Below are 20,559 nucleotides of genomic sequence, written 5' to 3'. Positions count from 1 at the left end.
AGCGATTATCCTAAGTTAAGCCACTCTTGCACCGCAGTTAGAGAGTGATGAGCCGTCATATCCGCTTGTATTGGGGTAATGGAAACAAAACCGTTGGCGACAGCGTGAAAATCGGTGCCTTCATCGGCATATTCCGGCAAACTGGACAGACCTAACCAGTAAATAGCTTCACCGCGCGGATCAATTTGTTTAATAATTTCTCCCTCACTGGCGCGGTAACCAAGTTTAGTCACTTTTGTACCTTTTAATTGATCATAAGGCAGATCCGGAACATTGATGTTTAGAATTTCACGACGACGCAATAGATGAGAGTGTAATTTCGGAATCAGATCACAAACCACTTTAGCGGCGGTGTCGTAATGTTGTCTACCGTCAAGTGATACCGCAATAGCGGGCAAACCTAAATGGCGGCCTTCAAAGGCGGCGGCAACCGTACCCGAATAGAGAATATCATCGCCAAGATTGCAGCCGGCATTAATACCGGACACCACTAAATCGATTTTACCAGCAAGCAAATAATTCATCGCTAAATAAACGCAATCCGCAGGCGTGCCGTTAACACAATAATCACCATTATCAATTTGTCGCGGACGCAATGGTTCAACCAGTGTGAGAGCGGATGAAGCGGCACTTCGATTGCGATCAGGAGCAACAATAATAACATTGGCAAAAGTGCGTAAATGGGAAGCCAAAGTTTGAATGCCTTCAGCGTGAAAACCATCATCATTACTTAATAAAATATTCATTATGCGCTCCTTTTTTTCTTTTTGAATAAATGAGGAATAATCTAAAGAGTTTTGTGCAATAACGCAACAGCTTCGCAGGCAATCCCTTCGCCACGACCGGTAAAGCCCAGTTTTTCAGTGGTAGTGGCTTTCACATTGACTTGAGCAATATCGCATTGCAAATCTTGAGCGATATTGGCTCGCATTTGATCAATATGCGGTCGCATTTTCGGCGCTTGAGCAATAATGGTGACATCCACATTTCCGATATGATAGCCAAGTTGTTGAATTTGACGGAATGCTTCCTTTAATAATTCTCGGCTGTCCGCCCCTTTATATGCCATATCGGTATCCGGAAACAGTTTGCCGATATCGCCTAATGCCGCAGCACCGAGTAAGGCATCCGTTAGGGCGTGCAATGCAACATCGCCGTCTGAATGGGCTAACAAACTTTTGGCATAGGGAATTTTAACGCCGCCAAGGATGACAAAGCCCTTGCCGTCATCAGTAAAGGCGTGAACATCAAAACCGTGACCGATTCTTATCATTGTTGTTCCTCTTTTTGTTGTTGCTGTAAATAAAATTCGGCTAATGCCAAATCTTCCGGACGGGTAATTTTGATATTATCGCTACGACCGGAAACTAATTGCGGATAATCACCGATTAACTCCAGTGCAGAGGCTTCATCGGTAACACTTAACCCTTGTTGATGGGCATATTGCAACGCCTGTTTTAAACGTTGTGCCGGAAAAAATTGTGGCGTTAATGCGTGCCATAAACAGGATCTGTCTTCCGTTTTTTCAATCTGCTGCCGGTTTGGAAAGGCTTTTTTGATGGTGTCGACAACCGGTTTTGCCAGAATAGCGCCTTGAATATCGGTGATCGCACATAATTTATCTAAATCCTGATGGGTGATGCAGGGTCTGGCAGCATCGTGCACCATTACCCAAACTTGTTCATCAATGGTGTTTAACGCATTTAATACCGACTGATCGCGACTTTCACCACCGATAACCCATTGGATTTTTGGATGATTTGTTAATGGAAATTGGGCGAGATAGGGATCTTCGGCGGCAACGGCGACAATAATTTTTTCAATTGCGGTATAAGCAAGAAGTTTTTCCAACGTATGTTGCAAAATGGTTTTACCGAGCAAATGGAGATACTGTTTCGGGCGGTTGCTCTGCATACGACTGCCAACACCGGCGGCGGGAACAATGGCAAATATTCGACGAATCATTAACGAATGCTCCATTATTTTTCAGATTTTAAGATACGATAAAAAGTTTCATTCGGTTTGACCATTTCATAATTGCTGCGGGCACGTTCTTCCACAGCGGCAAAACCCTGTTTTAAATCTTGTGTTTCCGCTTTCGCCTCTTGGTTGATTTGACTCTGTTTTTCATTAATGCTTTTCTGTTGGCTAATTTCAGTCATTGTCTGTTTATAGGTTTGATAACCGGAATCACCGAACCAAAAGTTATAAATTGAAATTAATAATAATGAGAATAAACCGATAGTTAATAAACGCATAAAATGAAATAAGCTGGCGAAAATGAATAGCGCATAGTTTACCTTGAATTACATCACAATACGACATTTAATAATGTAAACGGAAAGCCGCTTGAGAATTAACGATTTTATTTCGTAAACCCCTAAGGTAAGATAACCAATTTATTTTAACGATAAAACAGAATTGATTTAGGTGCGAATTGATGAAACCTTTAAACATTATTTTTGCCGGCACGCCCGATTTTGCGGCACAACATTTGCAGGCGTTATTAGCTTCTCAGCATCAAGTGATTGCGGTTTATACCCAGCCGGACAAGCCAGCAGGGCGCGGTAAAAAATTACAACCGAGTGCGGTTAAACAGTTGGCATTGGCACATAATTTACCGATTTTTCAACCAAAATCGTTGCGTAAAGAGGAAGCTCAACAACAATTAGCACAATTAAATGCCGATGTAATGGTGGTGGTCGCTTATGGCTTGATTTTGCCGAAAGCGGTGTTGGCGATGCCCCGTTTAGGCTGTTTGAATGTACACGGCTCCCTGTTGCCTCGTTGGCGAGGTGCTGCGCCGATTCAACGTGCGATTTGGGCAGGCGATGAGCAAACCGGTGTCACCATTATGCAGATGGATGAAGGTTTGGATACCGGCGATATGTTGCATAAAGTCAGCTGTGAAATCAGCAAGGATGAAACCTCCGCATCGTTATATCAAAAGTTGGCAACATTGGCACCGCAAGCATTAATTGAGGTGTTGGATCATTTAGAAGAGGGCAAATATCCGCCACAAGCGCAACAAAATGAATTCAGCAATTATGCCGAAAAATTAAGTAAAGAAGAGGCAAAATTGGATTGGTCATTGCCGGCAGTTCAGCTTGAACGTTGCATTCGAGCGTTTAATCCGTGGCCGATCAGTTGGTTACAAACAACAGATGCACAAGGCAACAACCAAATATTGAAAGTTTATCAAGCCACTGTGTTGCCGCATCAAAATCAAACAGTCGGCACTGTGTTGCAGGCAAATAAACAGGGAATACAGATTGCAACGGCGGATGGGGTGTTGAATATTACACAATTACAGCCGGCGGGTAAGAAACCGATGGCAGTGCAGGATTTCCTTAACGGACGCAGTGATTGGTTTGAAGTCGGAAAACAACTTGATTAAGTGAGCCAGAAATGAAATCTCAATTATCTAAAAAAATGCCATTGCGAGCGGTGATGGCGGAAGTGATATTGCAAGTGTTGGATCAAGGAAAATCGCTCTCTTCATTATTGCCGGCGGCACAACAACGTATTTCCGCACAGGATATGGGATTGTTGCAAGAAGTTTGTTTTGGCGTTTGTCGGGTGTTACCAAGATTGGAGCGCATTATCGGCAAATTGGTGGCTAAGCCGTTAAAAGGAAAAACACGCATTGTTCATTGTCTGTTATTGGTGGGTTTATATCAGTTACTTTATACCCGTATTCCGGCACACGCCGCAGTCGATGAAGTAGTAAAAGCAACCAAAGTATTAAAAGTGGAGAACTTTCGTGGCTTGGTCAATGCTGTAATGCGTCGTTTTTTGCGAGAGCAAGCGTCGATTTTGGCGGTGATCGATAAACACTGGCAAACTTTGCATCCGGAATGGTTGGTGAATCTACTGAAATCTTATTATCCGCAAAATTGGCGACAGATTGTTGAAGAAAATAATCAAAAACCGCCAATGTGGTTACGTGTCAATCACCAACATTGCAGCACTGAACAGTATCAACAGTTATTGGTACAACAACACATTGCCGGTGAGAGCGCGCAACCGCCGTCAGCTTTGCGTTTACAGAATGCCATTGCAGTGGAACAGTTGCCTAACTTTGAGCAGGGCTGGGTCAGTGTTCAGGATTGTCACGCCCAATGGGCAGCGTTGTTGTTGGATGGACAAAATAATGAAACGATTTTAGATGCCTGTGCGGCACCGGGCGGAAAGACAACGCATATTTTAGAATTAGCGCCACAAGCGGTAGTGACCGCTTTGGATGTTGAGGCCGGTCGTTTGCAGCGAGTTGAGCAGAATTTACAACGCCTTAATCAGCACGCAAACGTGATTTGCGGTGATGCATCACAGCCGCAACAATGGTTACAGGATGGCGCAATGTTTGATCGGATTTTATTGGATGCACCTTGTTCGGCAACCGGTGTGATTCGTCGTCATCCAGACATCAAATGGTTGCGACAGCCAAGCGATATAGAGCAGTTGGTTGCATTACAAAAACAGATTTTGCAAGCTTTATGGCAACGGCTAAAAGTAAACGGCGTTCTGCTCTATGCAACCTGTTCTATTTTGCCGCAAGAAAATAGTGAGCAAATTCGATCTTTTTTAGCGACACATTCCGATGCAAAATTGATCGCAGTGGATTTAGGCGAACAGGGCATAGATACCGGATTCGGTTTTCAATGTTTTCCGCATCAACAAGGCGGAGATGGTTTCTTTTATGCCAAATTAGTGAAACAAGCTGAAAGGTAAGAGCGGTGAAAATTATCATATTAGGTGCCGGACAGGTCGGCGGTACGTTAGCAGAAAATTTGGTTAGCGAAGATAACGAAATCACCTTAGTGGATAATGATATTGAGCGTTTGAACCGCTTGCAGGATAAACACGATTTACGTGTCGTTCACGGTAATGCGTCATCCCCACGAACCTTGCGTGAAGCAGGGGCGACCGATGCCGATATGCTGGTGGCGGTAACCAGTTCGGATGAAGTCAATATGGTGGCTTGTCAGGTGGCTTACACCCTGTTTAAAGTGCCGACCAAAATCGCGCGTATTCGTAATGCGGAATATATTCGCGAAAAGGACAAACTGTTTAAAAATGAAGTTTTGCCTATCGATCATATTATTTCACCGGAGCAGTTGGTCATTGATGATATTGCCCGTTTGGTGAATTATCCCGGCACCTTGCAAGTCGCCAATTTTGCTGACGGGCTGATCAGTTTAGCGGTAGTGAAAGCGTATTACGGTGGGCCTTTGGTTGGTTATTCGATTTCAATGTTACAGGAACATTTGCCGCATATTGATGCGCGAGTTGTATCCATTTGGCGACAGGATAAAGTGATTCGACCGCAAGGTTCAACCATTATTGAAGCAGGTGATGAAGTCACCTTTATTTGTGCCAGCCAGCACATCCGTGCGGTGATGAGTGAATTGCAACGCTTAGAGAAAAATTATCGTCGCATAATGATTGTCGGCGGTGGTAATGTCGGTTCCGGTTTGGCAAGAACATTGGAAAATGATTACAGCGTCAAGTTGGTGGAACGTAATCAGAAGCGGGCGGAAATGTTAGCGGAGAGATTATCAAAAACCATTGTTTTTTGTGCTGATGCTTCTGATCAGGCGTTTCTGTTTGAAGAACATATTGAAAATATTGATGCATTTATTGCCTTAACCAGTGATGATGAAGCCAATATTATGGCATCACTGTTGGCGAAACGGTTAGGAACGAAAAAAGCGATTGCTTTAATCCAACGTATTGCTTATCTGCATTTGGTACAGGGCGGTACGATCGATATTGCCATTTCACCGCAACAGGCGACTGTTTCGGCACTGTTAAGTTATGTCAGAAAAGGCGATATTGTGAATGTTACCGTATTGCGGCGCGGTGTGGCTGAAGTGATCGAAATTGTGGCTCACGGTAATGCGCAAACTTCACAAGTTATCGGGCGTGAACTGAAAAAAATTAAAATTCCGCAAGGCGTGATCATCGGGGCGGTCAGTCGTAACGGCGAAGTGTTGATTGCCAATGAGGAGTTGATAATTGAAGAGGATGATCACGTTATTTTGTTCTTGCAAGATAAAAAGTATATTGCTGAAGTGGAAAAATTATTCCAACCAAGCCCGTTCTTTATCTAAAAAGGTAACACTATGTTTAATCGACCATTTATTCTCTACATTTTAGGTTCAGTGCTTTCTAAAATTGCGTGGTTGATGATTATTCCGTTAATCGTAACCTTTTTTCATAACGGTGATGGTTTGATTGGTTTTTTAATCTGTATCGGCATCACTCATTTTGTCTCTTTTATTTTAACGCGTAAAAAACCGCAAGATATGCGCCTACGCGTGAAAGATATGCTGTTGTTGACGACGCTGATTTGGGTGATTAGTTGTGTTTTCAGTGCCTTGCCGTTCATTGTGATCAGTGATTTTAGTTTTACCGATGCCTATTTTGAAACCGTTTCCGGACTGACGACGACAGGGTCGAGTATTATCGTTGATGTAAGCGACACTTCACCGGCACTTCTAATGTGGCGTTCTACAATGCAATGGTTAGGCGGTTTGGGCTTTATTGTGATGGCGGTTGCGGTGTTGCCGTTTTTAAATGTGGGCGGAATGACGCTGTTTAGAACCGAATCTTCCGATAAATCCGATAAAATTTTGCCGCAAGCACGAGATATTGCCAAAAGTATTATTCAGATTTATCTCTCTTTAACCGTTATTTGTCTATTTTGCTATATGTGGTCGGAAATGGATTTTTTTGATGCAATTAATCACGCCTTTACCACGATTGCAACCGGCGGATTTTCGACACGCAGCGGCTCAATGAGTGAATTTAACAGTAATACACAATGGATTTGTACGGTATTTATGTTTATCGGCTCATTACCGTTCTTATTAATGGTGCAGGCAATTCATCGGCGAAATATTTTGGTGTTATTCCGTGATCAGCAATTAATGGGATTTACTCTATTTGTTTTTATTGTCGCCTTATTTACTGCTGCGTGGCTCAATTATGAGAATGTATTTAGTTGGCAGGATAGTCTGCGTTATGCTTTTTTTAATTTAATTAATATTATGTCCACTTGCGGCTTCAGTTTAGGTAATTTTGATACTTGGACCGCAACCACCACAATGATATTTACGGTAGCTTTTATTTTAGGAGGGTGTTCAGGCTCAACTACCGGTGGAATTAAGATATTCCGTTTTCAAATAATGTTCCAAGTATTAAAACATCAAATATTAAGATTGATTCATCCGAATAGTATTTCCGCCGTGCATTATAATCGCCATACGGTATCAAATGAAACCGTATTCGGGATTGTCGGCTTTATCTTCAGTTACTTTATGATTATGGCGGTTTTAGCGGTGTTAATGGCAATTTCCGGAATGAATTTTGAAAGTGCGTGGAGCGCAGCAGCAACGGCGATCAGCAATGTAGGACCGGGATTTGGAAATGAAGTCGGTGCCAGCGGCAGCTTTGCCAATATTCCGACCGTGGCTAAATGGTTAATGATTTTAGGTATGTTATTGGGGCGGCTTGAAATTATGACAATCCTTATTTTGTTATTTCCTAATTTCTGGAAAAAATAGTTAAAAATATTTGTATCAAATCTGCAATAAAAATATAATGTGCGCCGTTTTTAACATTTGATTATTAATTTTAACTTAGGAGTATGAAAAATGAGTTTTTTGAAAGAGTTTCGTGAATTCGCAATGCGAGGTAACGTTGTTGATATGGCAGTTGGGGTTATTATCGGTGGCGCATTCGGTAAAATTGTAAGCTCTTTAGTTGGTGATGTTGTAATGCCGATTATCGGTTTATTGGTCGGCGGCGTTGATTTTAAAGATCTTAAAATTATTTTGCGTGGTCCGGTCGGAGATATTCCGGCAGTAACCTTAAATTACGGTATGTTTATTCAAACTGTTTTTGATTTCATCATTATTGCATTTGCTATTTTCGTGGCAATTAAAGCGATGAATAAATTAAAACGTGAAAAACTGGCAGAAGAACCAAAACCGGCTGAACCAAGCGCAGAAGAAAAATTATTAACTGAAATTCGTGATTTATTAAAAAATAAATAATTAAGGATTTTATGCAACAAGAACAAACAACTCCAAAACCAAATGCGATTGCTAAATTGATTTTTGCCAGTAGATGGGTTCAATTGCCGATCTATCTTGGTTTAATCGTGGTACAGATTATTTATGCCTTTAAATTTTTGAAATCACTTTGGCATTTGATAGTAAATCTTAATCAAATGGATGAAAACACAATAATGTTAGCAGTGTTGAATCTGATTGATGTGGTTATGATTGCCAACTTATTGGTGATGGTGTTGGTTGGCGGTTATGAAACTTTTGTTTCTAAATTAAATACTGATAATCATCCGGATCAACCGGAATGGTTGGATCACGTTAATGCTTCAGTGTTGAAAGTGAAGTTATCAATGGCGATAATTAGTATTTCCTCTATTCATATGTTGCAGACATTTATTAATGCGGCTAATTTGCCGGAAAAACAGATTATGTGGCAATTGTTTTTACATCTCGGTTTCTTAGCATCAGCATTGGCGGTGGCATATACTGATAGGATTTTATATAACACAACGCATAAACAGCATTAATAATGATAGATGTACTTTTAAAATTCTTCTAAGATATAAACTAAACCTACATTTTGAAGTCAGTTCATTTTGTAGGTTTTTTTGTAGAATTGTCAAACCAAGTACAATACCTTATGAAAAAACTTCATAAGGTGTTTAAAACTCAAACTTTTACAAAGTTGATTATTTGTTTTATTAACTTTTTCCTGAATTTCTGAGAGGTTCCATTGATTTATGCTGTTTTAAATATTTAGTAAAATTTATTATTGTGTGTGGATATTCAATAATGGATAAAATTGATAAACACTTCTTTTTTATTTGTTGCGGCTAGATTGAAAGTTTAGGTATTATTGGATTATCAATACATAATATAAGGAGTCAAAATGAGTAAAATAGTTAATATCCTCACCAATCCTCTCACTAATAAAGGCACAGCATTCACCCTTGAAGAGCGTGCGAAGTTAGGTTTGACAGGGCGTTTGCCTGCGGCGGTGGAAACCTTAGAGGAACAAGCAAAACGTGCTTATGCACAGCTTTCTCGCTATGAAAAGCCAATGGAAAAATACATTTATCTCGACCAACTGCACAATCGCAATGAGGTGCTATATTACCGCTTGCTCACCGATCACTTAGCGGAAATGTTACCCATTGTTTATGACCCAACTGTTGGCGATGCGATTAAACAATGGAGCCGTGATTATCGCCGTTCCCGTGCGGTTTATCTAAATGTGAACCGTCCAGAAGATATTCGTGCTTCTTTTGAAACATTAGGACTTGGTGCAGATGATGTAGATCTCATCGTGTGTTCTGATGCAGAAGAAATTCTCGGCATTGGCGACTGGGGCGTAAACGGAACAGATATTTCTGTCGGAAAACTAGCGGTGTATACAGCAGCTGCGGGGATTGATCCAAGCCGTGTGATCGCAGTGAATTTAGATGTGGGAACAGACAACGAAGCCTTGCTCAACGATCCGACCTACTTGGGTAACCGCCACGCGCGTGTGCGTGGGGAGCGTTACGATCATTTGATTAATGAATATCTCAAAATCGCCTCAGAAATGTTCCCAAATGCGCTCTTGCATTTTGAAGATTTTGGCCCGTCCAACGCACGCCGCATTTTGGTTGAAAACCGTGAAAAATACCGTATTTTTAATGATGATATGCAAGGCACGGGCGCAATCGTAATGGCAGCGGTGATTTCTGGCTTGAAAGTCACCAAACAAAGTTTCGCTGAACAACGTCTTGTGGTTTATGGGGCGGGAACGGCTGGTACAGGTATGGCGGATCAAATCAGTGCCGCAATGGAACGCAACGGGCTTTCTCGTGAGGAAGCGAAAAAACGCGTTTGGTTGATTGATATTAACGGCTTGGTTACGGACGATATGCCGAACCTGCCGAATTATCAGCAAGAATACGCTCGCCCTGCGGCAGAAGTCGCTGATTGGACGCGTGAAAACGGCAAAATCGGCTTATTGGAAGTGGTGAAACAAGTGAAGCCAACCATTTTAATTGGCACATCAACGGATCACGGGGCATTTACGGAAGTGGTGATCAACGCCTTGTGCGAAGGGGTAGAACGCCCGATTTTATTACCACTTTCCAATCCAACGGAACGCATTGAAGTGATGCCACAAGACGCTATTCCTTGGTCGCAAGGCAAAGCCCTCATCGCAACGGGAATCCCTGTCGAGCCAGTGGAATACAACGGCACCGCCTTCCACATCGGACAAGGCAACAACGCACTGCTCTACCCGGGTTTAGGCTTAGGCGTGATTGTGTCAGGAGCGAGCCAAGTTACAGACGGAATGCTTCTCGCAGCGGCGGAAGCAGTAGCCAGCCAAGTAAATCCGCAAGATTTAGGGGCTTCGCTGTTGCCACCAGTGGACAATTTGCGTGTTTCTTCTGCCACCGTTGCCGTTGCGGTTGCAAAACAAGCGGTGAAAGATGGTGTTGCCACTAAACACAGCGATAACTGGGTGCAAAGCGTACAAGACGCAATGTGGCAAGCGGTCTATCGCTAATCGGGTTATTCACAATGCCGTCTTGATTGCAGACGGCATTTTCTCACGAAAAAACACCACACTTTATTAGTCAAGTCATCACCATAAAGGAAAAAAACGATGCTTTTTCTCACCGCACTTGAAAGCGTATTATCCATCGTCCTTATCATCGCATTGGGGTTCTATTTACGCCACAAAGGCTATTTTGCCGACAGCTTCGCCAGCAATATTTCCAAATTGATAATGAACATCGCCCTGCCCGCCTCGATTTTCGTTTCCGTGCTAAGCCACCTTGATCGACAGCGTCTATTTTCCCTCTCAGACGGCTTAATCTACGGTGTTGCCGCAACATTACTGGGTTATTTCATCGCGTGGTTAATGACAAAATGGCTCAAAGTGCGAGCAGGACGGCGAGGGGTTTTCATCAATACGATCGTCAATGCCAACACCATTTTCATCGGCTTGCCCCTCAATATCGCTCTATTTGGCGACAACAGTATGCCTTATTTTTTGGTGTATTATGTGCTGAACACCGTTTCCACTTGGACATTCGGAGCGTGGCTCATTGCTCGCGACAACAGTCAGCCTCAAATGGAGCAATACACCCACTTCAACTGGAGAAAATTATTACCACCACCACTGCTTGGCTTCCTCATCGCCCTACTCTTTTTATTGATGAGCATTCCCGTGCCGAATTTTATCCACAGTGCATTAAGCTATGTCGGGGCAATGGTAACGCCACTTTCATTGATTTACATCGGCATCACGCTCTATGACGCGGGGCTGAAAAGTATCCGTTTTGACAAAGACACCCTCGCCGCTCTCATCGGCAAATTCGCCCTCGCTCCTGCGATTATGGCAAGCCTTATTCTACTCGGCAACGCGTGGCTACCCCTCCCTAGCATTGAAGCGCAAACGCTGATTTTACAATCCGCCGTTTCCGCCCTTGCTATCTTGCCGATTTTAGCCAATCAAGCCAAAGGTGATGTATCCTTCGCCACCAATATTGTTACTACTAGCACATTATTATTCATTCCGATTGTACCAATAGTGGATTGGATACTGGCGTTATGGCATTAAAAATGCGATTGCCCTTTTTTAGGGCTTAAATTGTTAAAGTAAAAGCAACACCTTATCAAAATAAAACTTCATAAGGTGTTCTGAGTTACTCCATTGATTTATTCTCTTACTGTTTTGGGAAATTTTCCTGTATTAGCCCATTGCTGTTCTCATCAATAATGTTTAATTGGGATTTTTCCACGATGTTCTTCGTTCTAGCGAGCTTTAAAAATAAAATGGTACTATCAGCTTATTAAGATATGTTAATGAAATTAATGGCGGAGAGTCATAGGAGTTGAACCTACCCAAGACTGCTGGCAGCCTTAACAGGATTTGAAGTCCTGCCGCCTCACCGGAAACGACGACTCTCCCGAGAACATAAGAAAAGTGCTTTGTATCATAAAAGCGCACTCATTTTACTGAATTTTTCTGATAAAAACAGTATTATTTGTTTTATTTCCAATAATTAGGAATCTGTTATGTCAGGGCTTTACCGACAACTTCCCTCTATTGATCGTTTACTGAAAACCGAAAGCGGCACTCGCCTGTTGGAAAAATATGGGCATAGTGCAACGGTTGCGACAATGCGTCATTTTTTACAGCAGGCAAGAGCGTTCATCAAAACATCGGCGCAATTACCGCCGTTTTGTGCCGATGAACAGACCTTTTTGCAGCAGCTGGAGTCAGCGTTGCAACAACAACGACAGCTTGCAATTCAGCCGGTGCATAACTTAACCGGAACGGTGTTACACACCAATTTAGGCAGAGCCATTTGGGCGCAAGCGGCACAACAGGCAGCATTACAGGCGATGCAACAGAATGTGGCGTTGGAATTTGATTTGCAACAGGGTAAGCGCGGACATCGAGACCAAGCAATCAGTGAGTTGTTGGCGCATTTAACCGGTGCGGAAGCGGCGTGTATCGTCAATAATAACGCTGCCGCCGTGCTGTTGATGTTGGCAACCTTTGCCAAAGATCGTGAGGTGATTATCTCTCGTGGCGAGCTGATCGAAATTGGCGGTGCTTTCCGTATTCCCGATATTATGCAACAGTCAGGTTGTAAACTGGTGGAAGTTGGCACCACAAACCGCACACACTTGCGTGATTATGCCCAAGCAATTAATGAAAATACCGCGTTTTTGTTGAAGGTGCATAGCAGCAATTATCAGATTGTCGGTTTCACCAAAAGCGTCAGCGAAGAAGAGCTGGTGCAGTTGGGGCAAGAGAAAAATATTCCGGTGATTACCGATTTGGGAAGCGGTGCGTTGATCGATTTTCGTGATTATGGTTTGCCGCACGAACCGCAAGTGCAACAAAAGGTAGCGGCAGGTGTGGATTTAATCTCATTTTCTGGTGACAAATTATTGGGTGGGCCACAGGCAGGCATTATTGTCGGTAAAAAAGCGTTGATTGAGCAATTACAACAACATCCGTTAAAACGAGTGTTGCGTTGTGATAAGGTGATTTTAAGTGCATTGGAAGCAACGTTACGCTTATATCTTGAGCCAGAAAAGTTGCCTAAATCATTGCCGACATTAAATGCTTTAACAAAAAACATAGAAGAATTACAAACGCAGGCGCAACAATTATTACAAATGTTACAGGTAAAGTTCGGAGATCGCTTTTATTTAATGATAGAATCTTCTGTAGCTCAAATTGGTAGTGGGGCGCAACCAATGACAAAAATTGATTCTTTAGCGGTAACTTTGCAGGCAAAATCGGCGAAAAGCGAAGATTTATATCAATTAATGACAATACTTAAGTCATTATCGCAACCTATTATCGGTCGTGTTGAAAATAATAAATTATGGTTAGATTTGCGTAGTGTAGCACGAATAGAAACATTATTAACAACGGTAAATGAATTATGATTATAGTCACGGCGGGACACGTTGATCACGGAAAAACTGCTTTACTTCAAGCATTGACAGGCACTAATGCTGATCGCCTTCCGGAAGAGAAAAAACGGGGAATGACGATTGATCTTGGTTATGCTTATTTGCCAATCGGTGATCGTGTTCTTGGTTTTATTGATGTGCCGGGACACGAAAAATTTCTCTCTAATATGCTGGCAGGATTGGGGGGTGTAGATTATGCAATGTTGATGGTGGCGGCAGATGAAGGCATTAAGCCACAGACTATTGAACATTTAACCTTACTGTATTTATTGCAGTTTAAACAAATTTTAATTGTTATTACAAAAGCTGATCGTGTTGATTCTAAGCTAATTGAGCAATTATTGCAGAAAATTCGCAAGCAATTTCCATTCTTAGCTCAAAATCCTGCATTTATCACTTCCGCTTATTCAGGTCAGGGTATTGATGAGTTAAAGCAGTATTTATTGAAACTGGAAAATCTGAGTGATCAAAATAAACCGTTCCGTTATGCAATAGATCGCGTATTTACTTTAAAAGGTGCTGGATTAGTAGTCACTGGAACTGTGTTCAGTGGAGCGGTGTCAGTAGGTGATGAACTTTATCTTTCTTGTGCACAACAGAAGGTTAGGGTTAAAAGCATTCACGCTCAAAATCAGAATTCGTCAAAAGGGGTTGCCGGGCAACGTGTGGCATTAAATCTTGCTACTGAATTAGGCGAAGATGAGATTAAACGTGGAGATTGGCTTAGTAGTTTAGAAACAATGCCTTTTAGTGACAGAATAACGATTAAATTGAAACCAAATCAGGTTTTAAATGACAGTCAGGCGGTGCATATTTATTATGCGGCAAATCATACAATTGGCAAATTTACTCGATTGATCAATGGTGAAAATGATTTAGTTGAATTGGTAATGGATAAACCGTTGTTGATGGCGAGTGGTGATAAATTGATTTTGCGTAATGCTGATGATCAGCAGACATTAGCTGGTGCAACAGTATTGGAGATTAACTCTCCGAAACGGCATAAACGTACGCCGGAACGGTTGAGTTATCTGCAATCGTTATTACAGTGTACAAACAGCATTGAAAGGATCAAATTTTATCTTAAAAATCAGACATTGGAAGTTGCTCATTTACAATGGATAGAGCAGTTGACTTCTAGTCAGTTACGACAATTACAACAGCAACAACATTTGTTTTTATACCGTGATCAGGCATTTTCCTTGAATTACCAACAGCAACAACAACAAGCGTTATTACAGCATTTGGCTCAGTTTCACGAGCAACATCAAGATCAATTAGGAGTTAGTAAGGCACGTTTATGGCGAATGAGTGCCTTGCAACAACCGAAGATATTAATTTTCCATTTTATTGATCAATTAGTGGCACAGCAGCAGATGCTGCAAGCCAATGGTTGGCTACATTTACCTGAACATCAGATCAGTTTTACTTCACAGGAACAGCAGCTTTGGCAAGCGGTGGAGGCGGAATTTACGAAAACCACACAACCTATTTGGGTGCGTGATATGGCAAAAATTTTATCGTTAGATGAACAGGAGATGCGCTGTTTTATGTATAAAGCAGGAAAAATGGGATTATTGATTCCAATTGTGAAGGATCGATTTTTCCGTCAGCAAGATATTCAGCGTTTTGCACAATGGTTAAAAGTTTACCTTCGTCAATATCAACAGATTTCGGTAAATGAGGTTCGGGATCAGCTCGGGTTTGGACGTAAATTATCGGTGCAGTTAGTAGAATATTTTGATCGTTCCGGATTTTTACGACGAAAAGGAAACTTTCATTTATTAAGAGATGAAGATGCTTTTTAATAAAATAAGCGTAATAGTTAACAACAGGTACAAATAATATTTAATTTGTCCTATAATTACGCAATTTTTAAATTGGTTGAGGAATATAGGTTATGACACGAAATTATTTCACTTACTCTATTCTTGCTTTGGGGTTATGCTTATCGAGTGTTACCTATGCAGCGAATAGCCAAAATACAGAATTGAAACAAATTTTATCCCGTGCTTTTGAGAAAGATCCGGAATTATTAGAAGCAAAAGCCAATACGATGATTGCTCACAATCAAACAGAACAGGCAATTTCGGGGCATTATCCAACACTATCTGTTTTTGGTCGTCAGTCATTAGAGGATTATTCTCGTTATCAAACAAATGATAGAAATAATAAATTTACACCGGGAGCACAGGCGAATGTAAACCTTTACTCTTTTGGTGCAATTGAAAAAAAGGTTGCTTATTCTGAAGCCAATGAAGCTTCTTTCCGTTATAAATATGATGAAACAAAAGAGAATATTGCCTATAAAATTACAGAACTCTATTTAATGGCAATTCGTAGTAAAGATGCGATTGCAGCACAACAACGAGGATTAGTTCGTTTGCGTAGTATTATCAGTGAAATAGAGGCGATTGCAGACAATGATGAAGGACGTCGTTCTGAGTTGGTGCAGGCAGAAGCACGAATGTTTTCAGTTGAGCAACAACAAAATACCTCTGAACGTGAGTTACAGGATGCATTAAGTCAATTGCAACGTTATTCAGGTAAAGCGGTAAAAGTGAGCGGGTTGTCTGATCCTTTTAAAGGAATGACAGCTGTTGTACTAAAGAAACAATATTCTCAAAACCAATATTTGCATCCTTCCTATAAGACTGCTCAAGCTAAAATTAAGAGCGCACACGCTGGTGTAGAAGCGGAGCAAGCGAGTCGTTATCCTAAATTAGATTTGATAGGGCAGGCAACCAAAGATGATCGCCAGGTTTATTTGAATGTATCTTGGGATATGTTTAATCGTGCTTCTTCATACAGCGTACAGGAAAAAGCACAAACATTAGAAGCTGAAAAAAGTCGTTTAGAGCAGACTAAATTAGAGTTGGAAGAGAAAACTAGGACTGCATTAATTAATTTAGAAGAGTACCAACGTCAAATTGGCACGTTATCAAAACAGGTTAACTCACTTTATGAAGTTACCAACTTTTATAAATTACAATTCCAAATTGCAAAGCGTTCTTTATTGGATTTGTTGAATGCGGAAAATGAATTATTAAGCGTGGAATTAAATCGAGTATCCGCCGAATATCAATTACGTCATTCTGTGTTGGATTATCTTTATTCACAAGGAATGACTACTAAATGGGCTATTGATCTTAAATAGAAAATAAAAACAGTTATGAAGTTAATTATTGAAAATGTTGCATTGGCAACACAAATTTTAGGGTCGCCACTTTCTGTGGCGACACTTGCCTCTCATACCATTCGCCGTAATGGCAACAATCTTGATTTTTCATCATTATGTGAATATTTGCGTAGCGAAGGTTTTGAGAATAATTTATCGCAGCGATCATTGAATGAAATTCCTTCTTTGGCATTACCTGTAATTTTGATTTTACAGAATGAAGAAGCAGCAGTGGTAACTGCTATAGATACTAATGAAGAGGGTAAACGCCTTTATACCATTACTCATACAGATGGTATAAAACAGCAACTTGCTGAAGTAGATTTAGCTGAAAAATATCTTGGTTACTGTTGGTTTATTAAGCCGAAAGTAGAAAAAGATATCCGTTCTGAATTGCCGGAATACTCTTTGCCGAAGAGTTGGTTTTTCCGTATTATTTGGCGGTTTAAAAAATATTATTATCAGGTTATTGCGGCAACATTTATTATCAATTTCCTTGCTTTAATTAGTTCTCTCTATGTAATGAATGTGTATGACCGGGTAATTCCTAATCAGGCATATGAAACCTTATGGGTATTAAGTATAGGTGTGATTTTGGCAATCAGTTTTGAGTTTGCCGCCAAAATGATACGTGGACATTTAACAGATGTGGCAGGTAAAAAAGCCGATCTAATTATTAGTGCGATGCTGTTTCGGCGAGTAATGGCCTTGAAGTTGCAGAATCGTCCGGTTTCTTCTGGTTCTTACGCTAATAACTTACGTGATTTTGAGTCGGTGCGTGAATTTTTAACTAGTGCCAGTTTGCTGACTTTGGTTGATTTACCATTCTTATTGCTGTTTGTTACTGTAATTTGGATTGTCGCTGGTAAATTAGCATTGGTACCAGCGATTATTATTCCTTTGGTGATTGTTATCGGTATTTTGGCACAGGCCCCACTTTCCCGTGCCATTAATGAATCAATGCGTGAATCTTCACAACGTCAAGGCTTGGTGGTGGAAGCAATAGAGGGGATTGAAACTATTAAAAATAACAATGCAATGTCGTGGGCGCAGAAGCGTTGGGATTTTTATACCGCAAAAAGTTCTTTTTCCTCAATTAAAGTAAAAGATACCAGTAATTTTGTGGTGAATTTAATCACCGCTTTGCAGCAGTTAAACACTGTAATTCTAGTAATTTTCGGTACTTATCTGATTCATAGTGAAGATCCGAGCAGCCGTATCACAATGGGGGCATTGATAGCTTCTGTCATTCTTTCTGGGCGAGCATTAGCACCGTTGGGACAAATTGCTGGATTGGCAACTCGTTTCCAACAGGCGTGGTTAGCATTAAAAGGGGTAGAAGGTATTGTATCTAAACCTATTGATAAACCCGCAGATCGTGAATATATCAGTTTAAAACAGGTGCAAGGGCATTTGCAGTTTAATCACGTTTCTTTTAAATATCAGGAAGATAGCCAACCGGCATTGCAAGATTTTAATCTAATTGTACGTCCGGGTGAGAAAGTAGGGGTATTGGGTAAAATTGGCAGTGGAAAATCTACAGCGTTGAAATTAGGTGTTGGTTTGTATGATCCGAGTAAAGGAAATATTACTTTAGATGGTATCAACCTCAAACAGCTTGATCCTTATTATTTACGCAATCAAGTTTTGTTATTAGAACAAAATCCTCGTCTATTCTTAGGAACTTTGCGTGAAAATTTGGATATAGGTCGAATGGATTCCTTCCCGAGCGATCAAACCCTATTAGTGGCGTTGCAACGTTTCGGTTTGTTAGGTTTAGTGCAGAACCATCCGCGTGGCTTGGATATGTATCTTGGCGAAAACGGCTTAGGTTTATCCGGCGGACAAAAACAGGCGGTAGCATTGGCTCGTATGACCTTAAAAGACCCGAAAGTGGTGTTATTGGACGAACCGACTACCGGTTTGGATCAATTCCACGAACAGCAGGCATTGGCAGGCTTATCACAATGGGTACAAAACCGTACTTTAGTGGTAGTTACACATCGTCCTCAAGTGTTGCAGTTAGTTGATAGAGTGATTGTAGTTGATAACGGAAAAGTGGTAATGGATGGGCCAAAGGATGCAGTATTAAAACGTTTAGCACAACCACAACAGCAAGAAGAAGCCACTGTGAAAATAGAACATCACAGCAATGATACAGAGAATAAATAGGTTTGAGCAATGAGTGATAAAAATAACGAAAATAAAAAGGATAACGGGCAAAGCGGAGAGCAGAAAAAGCAGGCTGATAATAAGGCGACATCTCTGAGTACTGAAATAAAAAAATCTGAACAATCACAAATGCCAACAGAAAAAGTGAATAGTAAGGATTTACGTCTGTTAAATGACCTCAATGCGGCATTGCAGGTGGAAAAACACACGGGTTCATTTGCTATGATTTGGCTATTGGGTGCTTTTTTAGTGGTGTTTCTAATTTGGTCATATTTTAGCAAAATAGAAGAAGTTACCCGTGGGCAAGGTACTATTATTCCAAATAGCCGAGAACAGATTATTCAAAGTTTGGATCCCGGCATTTTGGATCAAATGATGGTGCATGAGGGAGATTTGGTGGAAAAAGGACAGGTGTTATTAAAACTGGACGACACCAGAAGTTCTGCTATTTTGCGTGAAACACAAGCGAAAGTAGATAATCTTGAGGCGATTACCACACGTCTAAAAGCTGAAATTTCAGGGCAGACACCTGTTTTCTCAGAAAAAATTCCGAAAGAGATTAAAGATCGTGAAATGGAGGTCTATAAAGCGAAAAAACAAGCATTGGAAGAAGCAGTTAGAACTTTGCGTGATAGTAAAGCCTATCTTGATTCCGAAATTGCCTTGACAGAGCCAATGGTAGCGAAAGGTGCGGTTTCGCAAGTGGAATTGTTGCGAATGAAACGCTCCGCAAATGATATGGCGTTGCAGATTTCCGAACGTGAACATAAATATATCACTGATGCCGGTAATGAATTGGTGCGAGTGCAGGGCGATCTTGACCAAGCGAAAGAAAATCTCGCCGCACGTGCCGATCCGGTGGAGCGTTCCTTAATTCGTGCGCCATTGAAAGGGATTGTGAAAAATATCCGGATTAATACCATCGGTGGCGTCATTTCCGCCGGACAGGATATTATGGAAATCGTGCCGGTGGAGGATAATTTATTAGTGGAAGCCTATATCAATCCGAAAGATGTAGCTTATATTCGCCCGGGAATGAAAGCGGTGGTGAAATTAACCGCTTATGATTATGCGATTTACGGCGGCTTGGACGGTATTGTAACCTTATTAAGTCCGAGTACATTGCAAGATAAACGCCAACCGAGCGATTTAAATCTGAACCCGAACAACTCGTTCTATCGTGTGTTGGTAAAAACCAACGGCAGCCATTTGACTGATAAAAACGGTCACGAATTGCCGGTGTTACCGGGAATGATTGCAACAGTGGATATTAAGACTGGTGAAAAAACAGTATTTCAATATTTAATCAAACCGATTACACGAATGAAGCAGGCGTTACAGGAAAGATAATAGAAGTTTAACTTAATAAAACAACTATATCAAAAATGCTTAAATGGTTGAAATCCTACCGTTCAAGGCAATAAATATCTTAATTGGGAGAGGTGTAACCTCTTCCAAATTAGGATAACTCATAGAACAAAGTTTTATGTGGTTATTCAGTGAGTTGAAGCGTTTTTGTGTCAAGTTAAAATTTGGGGCTGTAGTAGATTAGCAACAATGCTATACTACAAAAATGAAGATAACATATTGTAAATTAAAGAAATCCATGCAGAAAAAACTGCTTGAGTTTTTTGTTGCAGAAGTTACTGCAAGAACAGCAGCAAATTTGCT

General features: G+C 41.1%; 17 protein-coding genes, 1 tRNA gene and 1 pseudogene. 14 read left to right on the top strand and 5 right to left on the bottom strand.

From position 1 onward, the window contains the following. Positions 1 to 5 precede the first annotated feature (5 nt). Genes surE through ftsB form a run of 4 tightly spaced genes read right to left on the bottom strand, consistent with a single transcriptional unit; the run spans position 6 to position 2,258 of the window. Positions 6 to 746 carry a 5'/3'-nucleotidase SurE gene (gene surE, locus QV04_RS01425; RefSeq protein ID WP_013746015.1) on the bottom strand — a complete coding sequence of 247 codons (741 nt, stop codon included), beginning with the start codon at positions 744 to 746 and terminating at the stop codon, positions 6 to 8. Between the two features lie 41 nt (positions 747 to 787). Continuing rightward, positions 788 to 1,273 carry a 2-C-methyl-D-erythritol 2,4-cyclodiphosphate synthase gene (gene ispF / locus QV04_RS01420; protein WP_021462323.1) on the bottom strand — a complete coding sequence of 162 codons (486 nt, stop codon included), beginning with the start codon at positions 1,271 to 1,273 and terminating at the stop codon, positions 788 to 790. Further along, positions 1,270 to 1,965 (bottom strand): 2-C-methyl-D-erythritol 4-phosphate cytidylyltransferase, encoded by a 696-nt coding sequence (gene ispD, locus QV04_RS01415; RefSeq protein WP_065231581.1) that lies wholly within the window; start codon positions 1,963 to 1,965, stop codon positions 1,270 to 1,272. The genes ispF and ispD overlap by 4 nt, the downstream gene beginning before the upstream one ends. 14 nt (positions 1,966 to 1,979) lie before the next feature. After that, entirely contained in the window at positions 1,980 to 2,258 is a 279-nt protein-coding gene (gene ftsB, locus QV04_RS01410; RefSeq protein ID WP_013746018.1) for a cell division protein FtsB, read from the bottom strand. Positions 2,259 to 2,440: 182 nt separating this feature from the next. On the opposite strand from ftsB, the gene fmt reads away from it, so the two are divergent. The 8 genes from fmt to QV04_RS01370 all read left to right on the top strand — a co-directional run bounded on the left by fmt (position 2,441) and on the right by QV04_RS01370 (position 11,661). Beyond that, positions 2,441 to 3,397, top strand: a complete 957-nt coding sequence (fmt, locus tag QV04_RS01405) for a methionyl-tRNA formyltransferase (RefSeq protein WP_039091155.1) — start codon at positions 2,441 to 2,443, stop codon at positions 3,395 to 3,397. An 11-nt stretch (positions 3,398 to 3,408) separates the two neighbouring features. Then, positions 3,409 to 4,731, top strand: a complete 1,323-nt coding sequence (rsmB, locus tag QV04_RS01400; RefSeq protein WP_065231582.1) for a 16S rRNA (cytosine(967)-C(5))-methyltransferase RsmB — start codon at positions 3,409 to 3,411, stop codon at positions 4,729 to 4,731. Positions 4,732 to 4,736: 5 nt separating this feature from the next. After that, a complete protein-coding gene (gene trkA / locus QV04_RS01395) occupies positions 4,737 to 6,113 on the top strand; it encodes a Trk system potassium transporter TrkA (RefSeq protein WP_021462327.1) in 1,377 nt (458 codons plus the stop codon). Positions 6,114 to 6,125: 12 nt separating this feature from the next. Beyond that, on the top strand, positions 6,126 to 7,568 hold the full coding sequence (locus tag QV04_RS01390; protein ID WP_039141299.1) for a TrkH family potassium uptake protein: 1,443 nt from the start codon (positions 6,126 to 6,128) through the stop codon (positions 7,566 to 7,568). 90 nt (positions 7,569 to 7,658) lie between these two features. Beyond that, on the top strand, positions 7,659 to 8,060 hold the full coding sequence (gene mscL, locus QV04_RS01385; protein WP_039141303.1) for a large-conductance mechanosensitive channel protein MscL: 402 nt from the start codon (positions 7,659 to 7,661) through the stop codon (positions 8,058 to 8,060). Between the two features lie 11 nt (positions 8,061 to 8,071). Further along, complete coding sequence (locus QV04_RS01380) at positions 8,072 to 8,602, top strand: TIGR00645 family protein (RefSeq protein WP_021462329.1); 531 nt, start codon at positions 8,072 to 8,074, stop codon at positions 8,600 to 8,602. 362 nt (positions 8,603 to 8,964) lie between these two features. Next, complete coding sequence (locus QV04_RS01375) at positions 8,965 to 10,602, top strand: NAD-dependent malic enzyme (RefSeq protein WP_065231583.1); 1,638 nt, start codon at positions 8,965 to 8,967, stop codon at positions 10,600 to 10,602. A 99-nt stretch (positions 10,603 to 10,701) separates the two neighbouring features. Then, positions 10,702 to 11,661 carry an AEC family transporter gene (locus QV04_RS01370; RefSeq protein WP_065231584.1) on the top strand — a complete coding sequence of 320 codons (960 nt, stop codon included), beginning with the start codon at positions 10,702 to 10,704 and terminating at the stop codon, positions 11,659 to 11,661. Between the two features lie 255 nt (positions 11,662 to 11,916). On the opposite strand, the gene QV04_RS11445 is transcribed toward QV04_RS01370, so the two are convergent. Next, positions 11,917 to 12,011: transfer RNA gene (locus tag QV04_RS11445), tRNA-Sec, on the bottom strand. A gap of 108 nt (positions 12,012 to 12,119) precedes the next feature. On the opposite strand from QV04_RS11445, the gene selA reads away from it, so the two are divergent. The 6 genes and pseudogenes from selA to QV04_RS11440 all read left to right on the top strand — a co-directional run. Further along, the gene (selA, locus tag QV04_RS01365; RefSeq protein WP_065231585.1) at positions 12,120 to 13,511 is read left to right on the top strand and encodes an L-seryl-tRNA(Sec) selenium transferase; all 1,392 of its coding nucleotides are present in this window, start codon (positions 12,120 to 12,122) and stop codon (positions 13,509 to 13,511) included. Further along, positions 13,508 to 15,346, top strand: a complete 1,839-nt coding sequence (gene selB / locus QV04_RS01360; RefSeq protein WP_065233106.1) for a selenocysteine-specific translation elongation factor — start codon at positions 13,508 to 13,510, stop codon at positions 15,344 to 15,346. The genes selA and selB overlap by 4 nt, the downstream gene beginning before the upstream one ends. Before the next feature lie 92 nt (positions 15,347 to 15,438). Then, positions 15,439 to 16,695 (top strand): TolC family protein, encoded by a 1,257-nt coding sequence (locus QV04_RS01355; RefSeq protein WP_065231587.1) that lies wholly within the window; start codon positions 15,439 to 15,441, stop codon positions 16,693 to 16,695. A 15-nt stretch (positions 16,696 to 16,710) separates the two neighbouring features. After that, positions 16,711 to 18,888: a type I secretion system permease/ATPase gene (locus QV04_RS01350; protein ID WP_065231588.1), complete on the top strand. Its 2,178-nt coding sequence runs from the start codon at positions 16,711 to 16,713 to the stop codon at positions 18,886 to 18,888. Positions 18,889 to 18,897: 9 nt separating this feature from the next. After that, complete coding sequence (locus QV04_RS01345) at positions 18,898 to 20,238, top strand: HlyD family efflux transporter periplasmic adaptor subunit (protein WP_082985552.1); 1,341 nt, start codon at positions 18,898 to 18,900, stop codon at positions 20,236 to 20,238. A gap of 223 nt (positions 20,239 to 20,461) precedes the next feature. Then, a pseudogene (locus QV04_RS11440) lies at positions 20,462 to 20,559 on the top strand (IS1595 family transposase); the annotation flags it as partial.

It is taken from the genome of Gallibacterium genomosp. 1 (assembly GCF_001678575.1).
Taxonomy (GTDB): Bacteria; Pseudomonadota; Gammaproteobacteria; order Enterobacterales; family Pasteurellaceae; genus Gallibacterium.
The sequence above is the reverse complement of the archived record's forward strand: the minus strand, read 5'-3'. Positions and strand labels throughout refer to the sequence as shown.